This is a genomic window from Candidatus Peregrinibacteria bacterium (assembly GCA_016699145.1).
Lineage (GTDB): Bacteria > Patescibacteriota > Gracilibacteria > UBA1369 > 2-02-FULL-48-14.
Genome location: CP064962.1, coordinates 122,789 through 139,071 on the forward strand (window position 1 = coordinate 122,789; position 16,283 = coordinate 139,071).

18 protein-coding genes and 1 pseudogene are annotated in these 16,283 nt (G+C 46.3%); 15 read left to right on the forward strand and 4 right to left on the reverse strand.

Annotated elements, in window-relative coordinates:
* The first annotated feature begins 17 nt into the window (after positions 1 to 17).
* The 5 genes from IPG41_00675 to IPG41_00695 are packed head-to-tail and all read left to right on the forward strand — an operon-like array spanning position 18 to position 3,847.
* Positions 18 to 656 carry a hypothetical protein gene (locus IPG41_00675; protein ID QQR55078.1) on the forward strand — a complete coding sequence of 213 codons (639 nt, stop codon included), beginning with the start codon at positions 18 to 20 and terminating at the stop codon, positions 654 to 656.
* A gap of 60 nt (positions 657 to 716) precedes the next feature.
* Positions 717 to 1,691, forward strand: a complete 975-nt coding sequence (locus IPG41_00680) for a phosphoribosylaminoimidazolesuccinocarboxamide synthase (protein QQR55079.1) — start codon at positions 717 to 719, stop codon at positions 1,689 to 1,691.
* Between the two features lie 11 nt (positions 1,692 to 1,702).
* Complete coding sequence (locus IPG41_00685; GenBank protein QQR55080.1) at positions 1,703 to 2,173, forward strand: AIR carboxylase family protein; 471 nt, start codon at positions 1,703 to 1,705, stop codon at positions 2,171 to 2,173.
* Positions 2,174 to 2,187: 14 nt separating this feature from the next.
* Positions 2,188 to 3,528, forward strand: coding sequence for an adenylosuccinate lyase (gene purB, locus IPG41_00690; protein QQR55081.1), 1,341 nt, complete (start codon positions 2,188 to 2,190; stop codon positions 3,526 to 3,528).
* Between the two features lie 58 nt (positions 3,529 to 3,586).
* A complete protein-coding gene (locus IPG41_00695) occupies positions 3,587 to 3,847 on the forward strand; it encodes a hypothetical protein (protein QQR55082.1) in 261 nt (86 codons plus the stop codon).
* Here IPG41_00695 and tnpA read toward each other — a convergent pair.
* Positions 3,844 to 4,272 (reverse strand): IS200/IS605 family transposase, encoded by a 429-nt coding sequence (gene tnpA / locus IPG41_00700; protein QQR55083.1) that lies wholly within the window; start codon positions 4,270 to 4,272, stop codon positions 3,844 to 3,846. The two genes, IPG41_00695 and tnpA, sit on opposite strands and share 4 nt — an antisense overlap.
* A gap of 245 nt (positions 4,273 to 4,517) precedes the next feature.
* Here tnpA and IPG41_00705 point away from each other — a divergent pair, with 245 nt between their 5' ends.
* Genes IPG41_00705 through ppcA form a run of 7 tightly spaced genes read left to right on the forward strand, consistent with a single transcriptional unit; the run spans position 4,518 to position 9,374 of the window.
* Positions 4,518 to 5,606: a hypothetical protein gene (locus IPG41_00705; GenBank protein ID QQR55084.1), complete on the forward strand. Its 1,089-nt coding sequence runs from the start codon at positions 4,518 to 4,520 to the stop codon at positions 5,604 to 5,606.
* 26 nt (positions 5,607 to 5,632) lie between these two features.
* The gene (locus IPG41_00710) at positions 5,633 to 5,986 is read left to right on the forward strand and encodes a transposase (protein QQR55085.1); all 354 of its coding nucleotides are present in this window, start codon (positions 5,633 to 5,635) and stop codon (positions 5,984 to 5,986) included.
* A 35-nt stretch (positions 5,987 to 6,021) separates the two neighbouring features.
* Positions 6,022 to 6,234, forward strand: a complete 213-nt coding sequence (locus IPG41_00715) for a transposase (protein QQR55086.1) — start codon at positions 6,022 to 6,024, stop codon at positions 6,232 to 6,234.
* Positions 6,231 to 6,410 carry a transposase gene (locus IPG41_00720; protein ID QQR55087.1) on the forward strand — a complete coding sequence of 60 codons (180 nt, stop codon included), beginning with the start codon at positions 6,231 to 6,233 and terminating at the stop codon, positions 6,408 to 6,410. Before IPG41_00715 ends, IPG41_00720 begins: the two co-directional genes overlap by 4 nt.
* Before the next feature lie 39 nt (positions 6,411 to 6,449).
* On the forward strand, positions 6,450 to 7,166 hold the full coding sequence (locus tag IPG41_00725; protein ID QQR55088.1) for a hypothetical protein: 717 nt from the start codon (positions 6,450 to 6,452) through the stop codon (positions 7,164 to 7,166).
* 60 nt (positions 7,167 to 7,226) lie between these two features.
* Positions 7,227 to 7,829 carry a dCTP deaminase gene (locus IPG41_00730; protein ID QQR55089.1) on the forward strand — a complete coding sequence of 201 codons (603 nt, stop codon included), beginning with the start codon at positions 7,227 to 7,229 and terminating at the stop codon, positions 7,827 to 7,829.
* 3 nt (positions 7,830 to 7,832) lie between these two features.
* Positions 7,833 to 9,374 carry a phosphoenolpyruvate carboxylase gene (gene ppcA / locus IPG41_00735; GenBank protein ID QQR55090.1) on the forward strand — a complete coding sequence of 514 codons (1,542 nt, stop codon included), beginning with the start codon at positions 7,833 to 7,835 and terminating at the stop codon, positions 9,372 to 9,374.
* Between the two features lie 315 nt (positions 9,375 to 9,689).
* On the opposite strand, the pseudogene IPG41_00740 reads toward ppcA, so the two are convergent.
* Positions 9,690 to 9,929, reverse strand: a pseudogene (locus IPG41_00740) (hypothetical protein).
* A gap of 79 nt (positions 9,930 to 10,008) precedes the next feature.
* Complete coding sequence (locus IPG41_00745) at positions 10,009 to 11,331, reverse strand: pyridoxal phosphate-dependent aminotransferase (protein ID QQR55091.1); 1,323 nt, start codon at positions 11,329 to 11,331, stop codon at positions 10,009 to 10,011.
* Between the two features lie 123 nt (positions 11,332 to 11,454).
* Here IPG41_00745 and IPG41_00750 point away from each other — a divergent pair, with 123 nt between their 5' ends.
* Entirely contained in the window at positions 11,455 to 12,273 is an 819-nt protein-coding gene (locus IPG41_00750; protein QQR55092.1) for a hypothetical protein, read from the forward strand.
* Positions 12,274 to 12,281: 8 nt separating this feature from the next.
* On the opposite strand, the gene IPG41_00755 is transcribed toward IPG41_00750, so the two are convergent.
* On the reverse strand, positions 12,282 to 13,004 hold the full coding sequence (locus IPG41_00755; GenBank protein QQR55093.1) for a hypothetical protein: 723 nt from the start codon (positions 13,002 to 13,004) through the stop codon (positions 12,282 to 12,284).
* A 156-nt stretch (positions 13,005 to 13,160) separates the two neighbouring features.
* Here IPG41_00755 and IPG41_00760 point away from each other — a divergent pair, with 156 nt between their 5' ends.
* A complete protein-coding gene (locus IPG41_00760) occupies positions 13,161 to 14,189 on the forward strand; it encodes a class I tRNA ligase family protein (protein QQR55094.1) in 1,029 nt (342 codons plus the stop codon).
* Complete coding sequence (locus IPG41_00765) at positions 14,186 to 16,279, forward strand: isoleucine--tRNA ligase (GenBank protein ID QQR55095.1); 2,094 nt, start codon at positions 14,186 to 14,188, stop codon at positions 16,277 to 16,279. Before IPG41_00760 ends, IPG41_00765 begins: the two co-directional genes overlap by 4 nt.
* Positions 16,280 to 16,283: the final 4 nt, after the last annotated feature.

Below are 16,283 nucleotides of genomic sequence, written 5' to 3' on the forward strand. Positions count from 1 at the left end.
TTACCGTCTCCATCTATATGGTAAAAAATCATAAAAGAACATCAACCGATAGTTTTTTTGAAACTCATGTACTAGAGTCGGTCATGGAAAACTTGATACAAAAGGGTTACCCTCCAGAAACATTATCTACATGTTGGAATCAAGATGGTTATATTTTTGATTTAGCAGTGGTGGATAATACAACCAATGAATTAATAGCTGTAATTGAGACTCAAATTCAAAACCCTATTATAGCGACCAGCACTAACTTAAGAGATAGTCTGAAAAAATATTCAGAAATAGCTCGACTCAGTAAGGTTATTCTTTTTATTGTTAGTCTTTCTAATTCAACACTTAAATTTTCTCAATTTGTACCCGATAAAGAAGATAATGAAAAGGGAACTTTCGTACCTATAGATTCACTGCCTTCTTTTGAGGTTCTTAGAGAGAAAATTTTAGGCATAAAGAGGAAAGAAACTAGAGACCAAATAAGGAACATTTGTAGCCTTTTATTCGTACTGACGCTGCTAGTCTTATTAGCTGATTTTTTTAATTATATCGAGGTCAGCTTCGAAAGATTAACACTCCTGGGTGCCTTGGCCGTATTTGCGCTAGTCCCCCATGCTAATAAACTTAAAATATTGAACATAGAGTTTGAGAGAAAGAAGTCAGAGTAGTTTCAGCTTGCCCCTCCCGTCATCCTTCCCTAAAATAAAACTACCCCTAACTCATCCCCGATGCTCGACGCTGCTGTCATTGCCTCTCAGATCCCGCATGTTCTGAAAGGCACGAATTTTACGAACCTTGGAACCCGTTACGAAGGAAAAGTGCGAGACAATTACACTCAGGGCGACAGACGCATCCTCATCACAACCGATCGTCTTTCCGCCTTCGATCGCATCATCGCGCTCATCCCATTCAAGGGGGAAGTGCTCAATGCCATCACCAAATTCTGGTTTGAAAACACCAAGGACATCTGCCCGAACTACATCGAATCCTACCCAGACCCCAACGTAATCGTGGGCACCGAATGCAAGCCGCTCATGATCGAGATGATCGTGCGCGGCTACATCACCGGCTCCACCACCACCTCCATCTGGTATAATTACAACGAAAAGGGCATGCGCAACTTTTGTGGAAACGAACTGCCCGAAGGACTCAAAAAGAACATGCGTTTGCCCATGCCGATCATCACGCCCACGACCAAGGCCGCTCACGGAGCGCACGACGAAAACGTGACACCTCAACAAGCCGTTGAAATGGGACTCGTGACCCAAGAGGAATGGGATCAACTCGCGAACTACGCCCTCGGACTCTACGCTCGTGGAGTGGAAGTGGCCGCTCGACAAGGAGTGATTCTCGTGGACACCAAATACGAATTCGGCCGTATGCCGGATGGAAAGATCGTGGTGATCGATGAGATCCACACGCCAGACTCCTCCCGTTTCTGGATCGCAGACACCTACGAAGCCAAGATGGCTGCGGGCGAAGAACCCGACAACATCAACAAGGAGTTCCTCCGCCTCTGGCTTTCCAATCAAGGTTACCGTGGGGAAGGAGAAATGCCCGTGATTCCTCAGGAAATTTTGATCGAAACCGCCCAAAAATACATGCAAGCCTACGAAATGATCACTGGACAAAAGTTCGAAGCCACTCCCGGCGACGTTCAAGCTCGTTTGCAACAAAACCTCACTCCTTACTTCATCAAGTAACCCCGAACCCCATGATTGTACCCTTTCTCCTCGGTTCCAAAGTCGACCTCGACCACGCGAAGAACATCGCCAAAGTCCTCGATGACTACGGCGTGAAGTATGAAATCTATGTATCCAGCGCCCACAAGGTGCCCGAAAAGACCCTCGAAATCATCAAGAAGTTCAACGAAAAGAAAGAGACGGTGGTCTGGGTGAACATGGCCGGACGCAGCAACGCGCTCAGCGGGCTCGTTTCTGCAAACTCTCACTTTCCAGTGCTCGCTTGCCCTCCATTCAAGGATTACGCAGACTATCTCGCGAACATCCATTCCACCTTGCAAATGCCCGGTGAAACCCCCGCCATCACCGTAGTGGACCCCAAGAATGCGGCTCAAGCCGTCGTGCGCATCCTCGCGCTCACCGACAAAGACCTCGCGAAGAAAGTGAAAAATCACATCAAAGTCGTTCAAAATTCCTTTGAAATCAAACCTGTCTCACTGTAGTCACCTACTCAAAAATGCATAAAACACTCTCTCCGCTCGACGGCCGTTACTCAGAAAAAGTCACCGAATTGACCGAAATTTTCTCGGAAGCGGGACTCATTCGCAGCCGCATCGCGGTGGAAGTCGAATGGCTGATCTTCGTTTGCAACACCCTCAAATTAGAAGGAGCTGGCCATCTTGAAAAATTGGAGGTGGAATCGCTCCGCAAACTTTACATTCAATTCCAGGACGAGTTTGCCGAAGAAGTGAAGGAACTCGAAAAGACCACCAATCACGACGTGAAAGCCGTGGAATATTTTTTGCAAAAAGCTCTCAAGGTGCTGGGCCGCGAAGACCTCGTGCCCTTCATCCATTTTGCCTGCACCAGCGAAGACATCAACAACTTGGCCTACGCCCAAATGATGAAAGCGGGACTGAACAGCGTACTCCTCAAGTCCCTCGAAAAAGTACTCGCCAAACTCAAAGAACTTTCGGAAACCTATCGCAAAGTGCCCATGATGGCGCACACCCACGGCCAGCCCGCAACACCAACCACCGTCGGAAAAGAATTCAAAAACATCGGCGCGCGTCTCTTCCGCCAATATGAGTTTTTGACCAAGGCCGAATTTTTTGGAAAGATCAACGGCGCAACAGGGAACTTCAACGCCCACCTCGTGGCTTACCCAAAAGTGGATTGGATTGCCGCCAGCAAACAATTTGTAGAACATCTCGAACTGACCTGGCAGCGTTACACCACCCAGATAGAACCCCACGACTACATGGCCGAGATTTTCGATGCCATGCGTCGGGTCAACACCGTACTCCTCGATGCCAGCCGCGACCTTTGGTCCTACATCGCCATGGGCTATTTCAAACAAAAGGTGATCGAGGGGGAAGTGGGTTCGTCCACCATGCCACACAAAGTGAATCCCATCGACTTTGAAAATGCCGAAGGGAACCTCGGTCTTGCGAACGCCCTACTCACACATTTCAGCGAAAAACTACCCATCAGCCGCATGCAACGCGATCTGACCGATTCCACCGTGCTCCGCAACATAGGTCTCGCGTTCGGTTATTCCCTCCTCGCTTACAAGAGCCTGCTCAAAGGCCTCGATAAACTTGAGGTGAACGAGACTAAACTTGCCACCGACCTCGATGCCAATTGGGCCCTGCTCGCCGAACCCATCCAAACGGTGCTCCGCCGCTACGGCGTTAAGGACGCCTATGAACAACTCAAAGCCCTCACTCGTGGCACCGACGTGAACCAAGAAACCATCCGCAGCTTCGTGGAAGGCCTCACCATTCCCGAGGATGCAAAAAACCGCTTGCTGGAACTCACTCCAAGCAAGTACATCGGACTTGCAGCTTTGCTATAAAATATCAGCTTTACTTTTAGAATAACAGTGTTATAATTAAGGATCTAGAATTCTTTACATGGCTGATTCAACAGGTATAAAACTAGGCGATACGGTACAAAACGACACAGAAGAAATTGGGAGAGCATTAGGAGTAATAGAAATTCAGAAAGGTGCGATTAGGCAAAAAGATGAGGAGCAAAAAGCGGCTCGAGCTGCCCATGTTGAGCGAATAAATCAAGTCACAGTTCTTCCAACAGAATTTTCAAATTTCGATGCGTTTAAAGCATATCTTGAAGGAATGAACCTCCCCGAGCTTACGCTCGGGGTTTCAGCCTAGTTCAAGCTGCGCTTGGCCCGCATCTTCTTCGCCCTGTTGTTGGATATACTTTCGAATGACCTCCTCGTTAATCCCAACTGTGGAGGCAAAGTAACCTGCCGACCAAATACTTCTCGTCCCCAGTCCACTTTTCTAAGAAACGGAAACTTTATGTTCAACTCACGAGCTGTGTTGGCTTTTATTATTCTCACCACCTCTCCCACTGCTATTTGTGGAGGTATGGAAATTAAAATATGTACATGGTCTAAATCCGTGTTTACCTCTTTCACCACCAGTTCCGGATAGTACTTCGGAATATCCTTCATCACTTCCTGCAGAAAAGCCAACACACCTTCGTTGAATATCTTCCGACGGTATTTGGTCGGCCAAACTAAGTGATAGTCACAGATGAAAACTGCGTGTGAGCTTTTTCGTAGCTTCTTCATGCCTCCACTTTACACCACCACGAAGATGCGGGCACCCACTACATCCCTCGGGCTTACGCCCGGGGAACTACGTCAGTTGATTAGATGTCGATCGAGGGCTCTTATATTTTAGAGAAGGATACATTTATGCGAATGGAGAGGAAAAACTGGCTCACGTAGATGCAAAAAGCGGGAAGATTTCCATCTATAACCTTTTAGCATTGGGAGCTAACCAAGCTCAAAAAAAGTTCCTATCGAATCTAGCAATGATAGCAGGATTGCCCCTATATCAAAGATATGAGGATCATATTATTTACGAAATAGATACTGACCTCTCCCAAAACCTAGAGGACACACTTGCATGCATACTTCTTCGCCATCGAACTCAATTTGATGCAGCCGTAGCAGGATGGACGGGAAAAGACAAAAGAGAAGAAGAGGATTTAGCAGAAGTATATCCAAGCGCAAATGCATTATTACGTAAATTCAACATTCCTAAGGGTGAATTAACTGAAGCACCAAATGGTGATCTGCAAATACCTCCTCTATCTGAAGAAGAATTCCAAAAGATCTTTAGATCTAGCACCAGATCCAAAACTGCTCCAATTGTTTTTGCAAAAAAAGTCGCGCGAGGGTACCAACTCAGTCCATTGACAGATATGGGGGAGTCTCTATCTCTGAGCGATACCAGGCGCTCCGAATTAATAAAATTGATGAGAAAGAGATTTGAAGAAAGAACAGAAGAGAGCTACAAAGATATGTTAAACAATCTAGGAATACAGACCTTAGAGGAGGACCTTGAAAAGGACCCTTCACTTAAAGCAGATTTTCTACATTACATCTCGATAGTTTTTGGTCCGAAAGAGTCACCCATTGCTCCAAACCCACAAGAGCCCTTTACCGTAGCCTTGCTTAGACTGAATGAAAAGGCATTTCTAGAAGAAATCTTCGTGCCAACCATAAAATACAAAAGAGGGGAAGGGAAGATGGAATTGCCCTATAAGGGGATAGCATATGAAGAAAAACCATTTGGGGAAAATGGTAGCCTTACTACAGTAAATACTCAAAAAACATGTGGACAATTTACTGGATTGGAAGAATCGGAAAAAATTGAAAATGCTAAAAAAGCTGCTGAAGATGAAAATATAAAAATCAAATATGCTTTTAAAGAAGATTTCTTGATGTTTAGACTCTTCGTTAAAGCAGTTTCCGATCAAGAAAGAGAAGATTTACGCAGAGCAATTTTCATAAAAGAACTTGATTCTAGCATCAGGAGAGGCTCCTATTCCATGTCAAAGGCTTTTGATGATATTAAAGAACTAGGAGCTGTTAACATAAATAGAGGAGTGGTGTAGAGTGAAGTTACTCTAACCCTAACGCCATGTACCAGATGCTAACGGATGAACAGTTCAAACTGATCCAGCCTTATTTTCCAAAGCCCAGAAAGCCTGAAAAGATTCCACTGAAACGTTGCATGGATGCCATTTGTTATGTACTTAAAACAGGGTGCGCATGGAGACAAATGCCCTACGATTACAGAGAAAAAGAGAATGACTGGCACACGATTTATACAAGATACAAACGGTGGAGCGAATCTGGACTTTTTGGACAAATGCTTAGAGCACTTGAAGTAGCAGATGTACTTCAAGTGCGAATAGCTTTCCTGGACAGTACAACAAATAGAGCGCACCACAGTGCAGCGGGAGCCATGAAAAAAAGGGGCCACAAGCGTTAGGCCGAAGTAGAGGTGGGTACACTACAAAAATTCACATGATTGCTGGAGATCCAGATCATGGGATGCACTTTGTTTTAACAGGTGGTGAAGTGAGCGATGTGAAAGTTGGAAAACAAATTTTGAGAGATTATTCGTTTCCAAAAACAGTAGATCATTTGGCTATGGACAAAGGTTATTCATGCTACAAAGTTCTGGAGCTGTGCGAAGAAAAAGGCATAACTCAGTCGTTCCTCCAAAGGCAAAAATGAAATTTCCGTGGGAATACAACAAGAACATTTATGCCTACCGCAACGAGATTGAACGCCTATTTCACCGAATGAAAAATTACAGAAGAATTTCAACTCGCTATGACAAATTAGACCTGATGTATGCCTCCTTTATCTCCCTCTGCCTTGTGGCACTTTTACTCAAAGTCTTATGTTAACAGCTCCTAAAGCCAGAAGAATTAGAGGAAGTCCTACAATTGGCAGAAGTAGAGATGGAAGCGACTGAAAAAGAAAATCTTGAAGCGGTTTTAAATCAAAACGAAAAGCTTAAATTAATCTCTGCTTTAGATGCAATACGCAGGATTAGATTACTAAATCAGCCAGATCGATCAATAAGAGCAATGTCCCTTAGTCGGGATATATTGGCTTATATTGAGAAACAGGATCAATCAATTAAAGAGAAGCAAACTAGGTTGGATGCTTTTCAGGTTAGACTTACTGAATACAATCAAAAGTTAGAACAGCTCAGCCCCGCTCAACAGAAAGAATTGGGTACTTTAGAGGCGGAAGCCTTAGATTGTGCTATGAGCGAAACGCGTCTAGGGGACGCTTTATTACAGGAGTTCCGAGGTTCTTCTCCTCACCCAATTTTTGGGTCTGCTAGCTTTCCATACCAATTACTGCACTTTAGTAAGGTTGAATTTCAAGGTTACTTTGTTTCTCATCCAAACCAAGATTTAACTACTGAACATCTCGAGACTATTGCTCGATGTGAAGCATTGAGAAAAGAAACAATGGATACCCAAGCCTCGATTCAGGAAAAACTCGTTGAATGGGTGGGGCCAAGACCAAACTCTCCTGATGGAAGTTTGGCAGGAACTATTGAACTTCAAAAAAGAAATGTGGAGTTTGCTTTGGCGAATAATAGAATCCCAGACTACAAGGATCAGAAAGATTGGAAAATATCATGGTAGTCAAAAGCGCTTGCGGATGCGGCTCATCAAAAGGTACATTGAGTCCGCTTAACTTTTCCAATGATCCTCTCCGACCACGACATCAAAATTGCCATTCAAAGCGGCCGCATTGCCGTTGAATCGCCGGAAAATGATCATGAAAAAAATATTCATGCTTCCAGCATGGATTTACGTTTGGGCAAATGGTTCAAAGTGTATGAGCACAGTAAATTTCCCGTGCTCGATCCCCTCAAAATGGGCAGCTTTCAAGGACTCACCAAGCTCGTAGAAATCACAAATCCTGAAGAACCCTTCATCGTTCACCCAGGCGACTTTGTGCTCGGCGTAACCATAGAAAAAGTAAAACTCGGCGACGACATCGTGGCTCGTGTAGAGGGCCGCAGTTCGCTCGGGCGTCTCGGCATCATCGTACACTCCACGGCCGGCTTCATCGACGCCGGATTTGAAGGAACCATCACTCTTGAAATCACCAACATCAACCGTATGCCCGTAGCCCTTTACCCAGGCATGCGCGTGTGCCAACTCGCTTTTGAAGAAATGAGCAGTCCAGCCGACGTCCCTTACAACAAAAAAGCCAGCTCCAAATACCAAGGCCAATCCTTGCCTGAAGAAAGTCGCCTCACCATCGATCCGGAGTTCGACAAAGTTAAATTGGCCGCCTAAGCCATGTTCAATCTTCTCCACGACCGCAAAATCCCGTCGCTCATGGCGACTCAGCATCCCGACAATGCCTGTGCACCCTTTTGGTCGGACACTCCTTTCATAAACACTCACCTGGAAGTGGAAGAAATTTATCAAAGTTTCTTCGGCCTCGGCTGCGACGAGTACATGTGGGATTGGGAAGGCAAATTCGCCGACGAAGGAATGATCGAACGCCTGTTGACCAACCACTTCGAAGCCTTCAAGCAGGAGCAACTGGGTCGCGATCGCTTCATCACTTTGCGCATCCCCAACATTTGGGAAGAAAAAACGTTCAAACTGGCTCGTGCCTACATGAGCGTGCTGTCTGCTGCTGAATTCATGAAATCGCTGAATCTGTATACGCCACCCGTTTTCGAGCTCATTTTGCCCATGACCAAGAGCGCGGATCAACTCTTGCATATTCAAAAAACCTTTCAAAAAACAGCCCAACTTCACGAACAAATTTTCTGCGAAGAAGACTCCAGCGCTTGCAATCGTTTTGGAGAAGATTACATTCACATCATTCCTCTTTTTGAAAGCGTGGATGATTTGGCCAACTGCGCCGAAGTCCTCACCGAATTTTTACGCCTGCACCGTGAACACTTCAAAAAAGACCCTCCTTATTTACGCGTATTCATCGCTCGCTCAGACCCAGCCCTCAACGCCGGTTTCGTGCCTGCCGTTTTAGCTTCTCGTTTGGCTTTGCGTGAAATTGCTCGCATGGAAAAAGAAACCGGTATTCCCATGTATCCCATCATCGGCAGCGGATCTCTTCCATTTCGCGGAGGCATCAATCCTGAAAATTTAGAAAAAGTGCTGCCTCAATATGAAGGAGTACAAACCGTTTCCATTCAATCCGCTTTCCGTTACGACTATCCTCAAGAGGAAGTAAAAACAGCGCTTCAATACATCCAAAAAACACTCCCAAGCTTAAAAGCGCCCGACTTTGATGATGCCACTTTCGAAAAACTCAAAACTCTGATGCACTTGTTCAAAGATGTCTATCACCCCACCCTCGAAGCCTTCGCACCCACCATCAACGCCATGGCCAAACACGTGCCAGCTCGCCGTGAACGTGTGCAGCACGTAGGTCTCTTCGGTTACAATCGAGGAGTAGGAGAGGTGAAATTACCCAGAGCCATTTCCTTCACAGCCGCCTGCTATTCTTTGGGCGTCCCACCCGAGTTCATTGGAACAGGTCGAGCACTCAAAAAGGCAAAAGCCCAAAATCTTCTCGACCTCTTAGAACAACATTTCTTCACTCTCCGCTCTGAATTGCACCATGCCGGCAAATACCTGAACATAGAAAACTTAGAGCACTATGCCAAAAGTGAGAGCTGGGCTAAGGAAATTTTAGAAGACGTACACCTTTGCCAAGAGATACTAGGCATCGAACTCGGACCTCAAAAGCCCAATCATTTTCTGCACCGCAACCTCACCTCAAGCATTCTTTACAAACAAGAGCTAGGCCTCGACTTTCAGGAAGATCTTGTAGAAGCCGCCGTGATGCGGAAGAGTCTGGGGTGACACTAAACTAGAGGCTATCTCAAACGCTTAGAGCTTTTTACCCGTTCGCTTAGCTCGCTTTGTTTGACCTCGAGTAAGTTTTTTCTTTGGAGCAACAGGAGCCTCGGTGACCTCCTCAACCATTTCCTCCATATCTGAAAAATCTTCGTCATCTTCAAAATCAATTTCTTCTTCCATAGCAGCTTCCAAAATCTCCAAGATTTTGTCCATCTTCGCATTGAGGGTCTTAAACTGCTCATTCGTCATTTTTGGCTCAGAAACAGGGGCAGGAGCAAACCGTGGAGCCTTTGGCTCAAAGCGTCTGGGTTCAAAACCATCTTGATCCTGACGTTTGAAGCAATCCCTACAGAAAACAGGGCGCCCATTAACAGGTTTAAAAGGCACTTCACAAAAATTGCCACAATCAGAGCAATGGGTAGAAAAAAGAGGCTTACCCGTTCCATTCCCACCACTAAAATTAGGACGATCTCCATAAGGACGGCTAAAATGACGTTTCCCTCCAGAATTTCGCTCTGAACCAAAGTCGCGATTCTCTTGATTGAATTTTCTATACATATAACAAGTTTTTTAAATGACAAGCGTAGAACCATAGACCCTTCCTAGGAGAATGTCCAATAAATAAAAACAGCCCGCTCTAACTCCCCAAATACGCCTCAATAGCTTTTGCCAGCGTTGCATAAATCGCATCCAATCTTTGGGGATCGCGTGTCAATGTTGTGACGCGGAATCCATAATAGGGGCTGAAAAAACCGGTCGCCGGAACCACACAAATACCAGTGCTCGCCACAAGATAGTAAACAAAACGTTTATCCAAGGCCATGTCGGGATCAGCCGTCTTTTCTTCCACAAATTTACGCAGCTCTTCATTGGCGATGGGCAAACTTTGATGGGCCTTCAAAACGCCATCTTCAAAGATGGGCATCATGTAAAAAGCTCCATTGGCCGGATTCACTTTAAGTCCTTTCACGGTGCTTAATTTTTCCGTAATCACCCGACTGTTGCGCTCTAACAGTTCATTGTTCTGCTTCAGCCATCCAGCAAATTCAGGATGATCGTAAACACGTGGCATCACCACCTGTGGCAAGTGCGTAGAACACACCTCCAAAAGGGCACGCCGTTTCACACTGTCCGCATATTTTTTAAAATCGGCATCCAAGTTTACATTGTGAAATTCCACCCAACCGCTGCGCCCACCGGGCCAAGGCACATCTTTAGAAAGCCCACGCATCACAATCAGCGGCACACGATTTTTGGCAATTTCCGTGATTTGAGGGAAAACATAAGCATTATAAATCATGCGGAAATAAATCTCATCCGAAAGGATCATGAGCTGATATTTTTCAGCGAGTTGCACGATTTTTTCCAAAGTTTCCGCACTATAAATCGCACCCGTGGGATTGTTAGGATTGATGATCAAAATACCCGCCACCTCAGGGTGTTGAACAATTTGATTTTCCATGTCTGCCAAATCAGGCTCCCATCCTTTTTCTGGATCCAACTTGTAAGTGAGCGCCTCTTCCCCCTCAGAAAAAGATTCAAAAGCCCCATGAGTAGGGTAGGCAGGGCTGGGTTGTAAAATGCGCGCTCCTTTTGGCAGCATTTGGTACATCATCGAAATGGCCGCTCCTAAACCAGAAGTGATGAGCACATCCTCGTAGTCGAGTTCGCTGTTCGGGGAAAAACGTCGAGAATAATCAGCAATCCATTTGCGAACGGGAATGGCCCCGCGTGAATGAGTGTAACCAAACACTAAATCACCAGGTTTATCCACTTCTTCTTTGATGAGTTCCTTCATAAAAGTCGGCACCGGCCAACCTTTCGCAATGGGGTCCCCAATATTTTCATTTTCAATCTTCAGACTAGGATCCAACTCCGTCAGCCGCTGCACAAAATCCACAATTTCACGAATTTCATAACGGAGCAGATGAGCAGAAGGATGAACAAGGCTGTGGCGCATGAAGAAAGATTAAGTGGCCTGAAGCTACCATAAAACAGACGGCATCAAAATATCATTTTACTTCAACTTGAAAAAGCATCTGAAAATGTGATAAATAAGAGCAGTTTTCCTGACCACGCCTTTATGCAAATCTTGCGCTGCACGCCAAAATTCTTCGATGTTTCTTATGTCATCAATCCTTATATGGAAGCGGGACTCGGAAACGTGAACCGAGAACGCGCCTTTGAAGAGTGGAACGCTTTGACCCGTATTTACGATGAACTCGGCGTCGACTACAAAGTAATAGAAGGACAAGAAGCCCTGCCAGACATGGTCTTCACCGCCAACGCCGCCCTAACGTTCAAAGGACTGCGCGGCGAAAACTGCGTTCTCATTTCAAACATGGCCAAGGACGAACGAAAAGGCGAAAGCCCTCACATTGAAAATTGGTTCCGTGAAGAAGGGTATCAAATTCACAAACTGCCTGCTCATTTGAGTTGCAGTGGAACAGGAGACATTTTATACAATGCCGATCGCAGCTTTTTATGGGGAGGACATGGCTTCCGCACTCAAGTCGAAACCCATCGTGAAGTTGAAAAAATCACTGGTCTGGAAGTGAAATCCCTCCGCCTCATCGATCCTTGGTTTTACGATCTGGATACCTGCCTCACGCCGATCACCCCTCAGCTCGCCCTCTGCAACCTTATGGCTTTCGACGAAGCTTCTCAAGAACTCATCCGTTCTCACTTCTCAGACCTCATTGAGCTCACCGAAGAAGAAGGCCGCAATTTCACCTGCAATTCCCACATTTTAGCGGATCAAAAAACCATCATCATGAACGGCCGCAGCCCACGCGTCATCCAAGAATTGGAAGATCGTGGCTTCACCGTCATTGTCAGCCCCACCGAAGAATTCCTAAAAGCCGGCGGTTCCGTCGCTTGCATGAAGATGTTATTGGTGTGAAGGAAAACTCACTCAGGAGTAACCGTAGCAGCAACATTGAGGGCTCGGTTTATATTGGCAACCGCATCAAGAATATGTTGACGTTTGGCATTTAAAATCTCTAGCATTGTTTCATCACGATCTTCTCCTAAAAGAGGAATTTGAGCTGAATTTATCTCGTTTAGAGCTAACAATAACTGATCTCGAGTTTTTCTCAAAACTTGATCAACATCAACTTTCGATGGCATACCTTCTGGAAGAACGGACTCCGTATCAACCTGATTATCTACCTTCATTCTAGAAGAGAGAATCCTCCTAGGACGGGCGGTTTTTGCAATCTTTGGCTTAAATCGAAGCTGTTGAACATCCACACAAAAAGCCAAAAATAACTTCTTAAGTCCATCATCAAAGCCATAAAACTCTGCTAAACGCGTATAGCGAAGGTCTTTATCGGCAAAGTTCCGCTTAGGACCACGAAAAAACTGACCATACGTTTCCATTAAGTGAATAAAGTTAGGGTAACAGCCCACTTCTTTCTCAACTCGAGGACGACTTTCCCCCCAATAAGTTCTCACTTCCTTGAGAAGTTGACCTGCAAAAGTCTGAACACTTTCCTCTGTCGAAGGATAAGGGGGGATTTGGAATCCAATCTCTCTCAATTGTTCAAGAAAAGATCCATGCCTTTTAAGAAAGGCCTTTACTTCATCGATTTGATCATTGACATTAACATTGTTTTTTAAAATATTTGACATAAAGAACTAAAATTTAGAATCACCACCCAATCCAGTTGCCCCGGAAGGCAAGGCATCATCCTAATCCAAACCCTAAACTTGTCAAGGCGTTTGCTTTGAAAGCGATTTTAGCTTAAAAGGAAGCCTGTTATTCTTCTGCAAAAGATAAACAAGTCTATGTACCGTCCTATTGATCCTAAAACGCACCTGCCCGACGTCGAGCACAAACACCTAGAATACTGGAAAGCTGCCAAAATTTTCGAACGCTCTGTTGAGCAAAGAAAAGGATGCGAAAAATACGTCTTCTTTGATGGACCTCCCTTCGCCAATGGCTTGCCACACTATGGCCACATCATGGCCAACGCCCTCAAAGACGCCGTAACGCGTTACTTCACCATGCGCGGCTATTACGTCCCTCGCACCAACGGCTGGGATTGCCACGGACTCCCAGTGGAATACGAAATCGAAAAAGAACTGGGACTTTCAGGACGAAAAGACATTCTCGAAATGGGCGTGGAGCAATTCAACACCAAATGTCGCGAATCCGTTTTCCGCTACACCGCTCAGTGGGAAGAACTTTTGAACCGCATCGCTCGCTGGGTGAACATTGACGATTCTTACGCCACCCTCGATGCCGATTACATGGAATCCATCTGGTGGGTTTTCAAAACCATTTGGGAAAAGGGAATGGTTTATCAGGATTTCAAGTCCATGCACACCTGTCCCCGTTGCGCGACGCCACTCTCTAATTTTGAAGTGTCGTTGGGTTATAAAGATGTGACCGACCTCACCGTCACCGCACAATTCCAGTCCAAGAAAGACCCCAATCTTTACTTCCTGGCTTGGACCACCACACCTTGGACTCTGCCCGGGAACGCCGCCCTCGCAGTGGGCCCCGACATCGACTATGTGCGCGTGAACAAAGATGGAAAATCCTTCATCCTAGCCAAAGCTCTGTTAGAAAAACACTTTGAACTCGACGGCCTCACTATTGAAGAGGAAGTCAAAGGCTCTCAGCTTGTGGGTGAAACCTACGAACCGCTTTTCTCTTACTACCAAAATGCCAAACTTCCTGGCATCGAAAATTGCTGGAAGGTGATTGCGGCCGACTTCGTCACCACAGAAGATGGAACAGGCATCGTGCACATCGCTCCCGGCTACGGAGAAGAGGACCACCTCGTGGGTAAAAAGAGGGCATTGCCGTGATTCAACACGTGAACATGGCCGGGCTTTTCGAACCTGAAGTCACTGACTTTGCTGGAAAATTTGTAAAAGGCCAGGAGCAAAACATCGCCGCTTGGCTGGAGGAACACAAAAAACTCTTCAAAAAAGAAAACCATCGTCACAGTTACCCTCATTGCTGGCGCTGCGACACACCACTCCTGAATTTTGCCACCAAAGGCTGGTTCGTGCGCGTGACCGAAATCAAGGATAAACTCTTGGCAAACAATCAAAAAATCCACTGGCAACCCGACCACATTCAAGAAGGTCGCTTTGGAAAATGGCTCGAAGGTGTGCGGGATTGGAACATTTCACGCAACCGTTTTTGGGGCTGCCCCATCCCAATTTGGGAATGTGAAAGCTGCAAAGCTCAAGACTGCATCGGTTCTGTGGAAGAACTGGGTAAGCGCAATGGCGGAAAACTGCCTCAGCGAGACGGTCAGCTCGACCTCCACAAACCCTACATCGACGAAGTGACTTTGCCTTGTGAAAAGTGTCCCGGAACCATGAAGCGCATTCCTGAAGTGCTCGACTGCTGGTTTGAATCCGGAGCCATGCCTTATGCGCAACTCCACTATCCCTTTGAAAACAAGGAGGAATTCGAAAAAAACTTCCCAGCCAACTTCATTGCCGAAGGGCTGGATCAAACTCGCGGCTGGTTCTACACCCTACACGTGCTCGCCACTTTGCTCTTCGACAAACCCGCCTTCCAAAATGTGATTGTGAATGGAATTTTGCTGGCCGCCGACGGAGAAAAACTCTCCAAACGCAAAAAGAATTATCCCGACCCCAGTGGCCTTTTCGAGTCCAAAGGCGTCGACACCACTCGCATGTTCCTCTACAGCTCCACCGCTCCGCTCGCCGAAGACGTGCGTTTTTCGGAGCAAGCTGTAGAAGATTTGATGAAAAAATTCACCCTCACTCTCTGGAACACCTACAGTTTCTACGTGACTTATGCGAACATCGACAAGGTGCAGCCCACTCTCATGGAAGGGGAGCCCAAACACAAACTCGATCAATGGATTCTTTCTCGCCTCAACGGCATTATGGAAGAGACCACAAAAAATATGGAGGAATACAATCTCACCAAAGCCACCCGTCCGCTCATCGATTTTGTGGACGAACTTTCCAATTGGTACGTGCGCCGCAGCCGTCGTCGTTTTTGGAAATCCGAAAATGATGGAGACAAAGTCGAGGCCTATCAAACGCTCTACACGGTGCTGGTGAAATTCAGTCAGCTGCTGGCACCCTTCATGCCCTTCCTTTCTGACGAAATTTATCGCAACTTAACGGGGGCAGAATCCGTGCATCTCACCGACTGGCCCACCGTCAACAACGCTCAAATCAAACCGGAACTGGATAAAGAAATCGCGCTGGCTCGTCGCATCGTAAATTTGGGTCATGCCATTCGCGGAGCTAAAAAAATCCGCGTGCGTCAACCGCTGGCCAAAGTCACAGTCGGTTTACCCAAATCCATAAACCCCGAGGTGGTGCTGCTCCAAAAAGAGGTGATTCTCGAAGAACTCAACGTCAAAGATCTTGAAATCCTCAAAGACGCTGGGGAAGTGGCCGAATTTGTAGCCCTGCCCAACGCCAAATTGCTCGGTCCCAAATACGGCAAAGATGTTCAACGCATCATCCAAGAAGCCAAGGCCGGCAAATTCGAGGTGCTGCCTGACCATTCTGTAAAAGTAGCCGAATTCACTTTGCTGCCCACTGAAATCGAACTCGCCTTCAAAGGCAAAGAAGGCTTCGACGTGGAATCCGAAGAAGGAACTGTCGTCGCGCTCGACACTCAAGTCACCGATGAACTCTATGCCGAAGGCCTCATGCGTGAGGTGGTTCGACTGGTTCAAGACGCCCGCAAGGAAGCCGGTTACGAGGTCAGTGATCGTATCCAACTTCAACTCAAAACCAATGGCAAACTTGAAAGCGCCATCATCACCTGGCAAGACCTCATCAAGACCGAAACCTTGACTGAAGATCTTCAACTCAGCGGAGACATGGACTACGACCTCGAAAAAACTTTCGAAATCGACGGATTCTCTGCTACACTTGCGGTGAAGAAACGTTAATCCA

Excerpts from the sequence above, each read along its gene's own strand:
- IPG41_00675 (QQR55078.1), top strand. The coding sequence starts at position 18 with ATGGTAAAAAATCATAAAAGAACATCAACCGATAGTTTTTTTGAAACT.
- purB (QQR55081.1), top strand. The coding sequence starts at position 2,188 with ATGCATAAAACACTCTCTCCGCTCGACGGCCGTTACTCAGAAAAAGTC.
- IPG41_00710 (QQR55085.1), top strand. The coding sequence starts at position 5,633 with ATGTACCAGATGCTAACGGATGAACAGTTCAAACTGATCCAGCCTTAT.
- IPG41_00715 (QQR55086.1), top strand. The coding sequence starts at position 6,022 with ATGATTGCTGGAGATCCAGATCATGGGATGCACTTTGTTTTAACAGGT.
- IPG41_00760 (QQR55094.1), top strand. The coding sequence starts at position 13,161 with ATGTACCGTCCTATTGATCCTAAAACGCACCTGCCCGACGTCGAGCAC.
- IPG41_00730 (QQR55089.1), top strand. The coding sequence starts at position 7,227 with ATGATCCTCTCCGACCACGACATCAAAATTGCCATTCAAAGCGGCCGC.
- IPG41_00705 (QQR55084.1), top strand. The coding sequence starts at position 4,518 with ATGATAGCAGGATTGCCCCTATATCAAAGATATGAGGATCATATTATT.
- ppcA (QQR55090.1), top strand. The coding sequence starts at position 7,833 with ATGTTCAATCTTCTCCACGACCGCAAAATCCCGTCGCTCATGGCGACT.
- IPG41_00745 (QQR55091.1), bottom strand. The coding sequence starts at position 11,331 with ATGCGCCACAGCCTTGTTCATCCTTCTGCTCATCTGCTCCGTTATGAA.
- IPG41_00720 (QQR55087.1), top strand. The coding sequence starts at position 6,231 with ATGAAATTTCCGTGGGAATACAACAAGAACATTTATGCCTACCGCAAC.
- IPG41_00750 (QQR55092.1), top strand. The coding sequence starts at position 11,455 with ATGCAAATCTTGCGCTGCACGCCAAAATTCTTCGATGTTTCTTATGTC.
- IPG41_00680 (QQR55079.1), top strand. The coding sequence starts at position 717 with ATGCTCGACGCTGCTGTCATTGCCTCTCAGATCCCGCATGTTCTGAAA.
- tnpA (QQR55083.1), bottom strand. The coding sequence starts at position 4,272 with ATGAAGAAGCTACGAAAAAGCTCACACGCAGTTTTCATCTGTGACTAT.
- IPG41_00695 (QQR55082.1), top strand. The coding sequence starts at position 3,587 with ATGGCTGATTCAACAGGTATAAAACTAGGCGATACGGTACAAAACGAC.
- IPG41_00685 (QQR55080.1), top strand. The coding sequence starts at position 1,703 with ATGATTGTACCCTTTCTCCTCGGTTCCAAAGTCGACCTCGACCACGCG.
- IPG41_00755 (QQR55093.1), bottom strand. The coding sequence starts at position 13,004 with ATGTCAAATATTTTAAAAAACAATGTTAATGTCAATGATCAAATCGAT.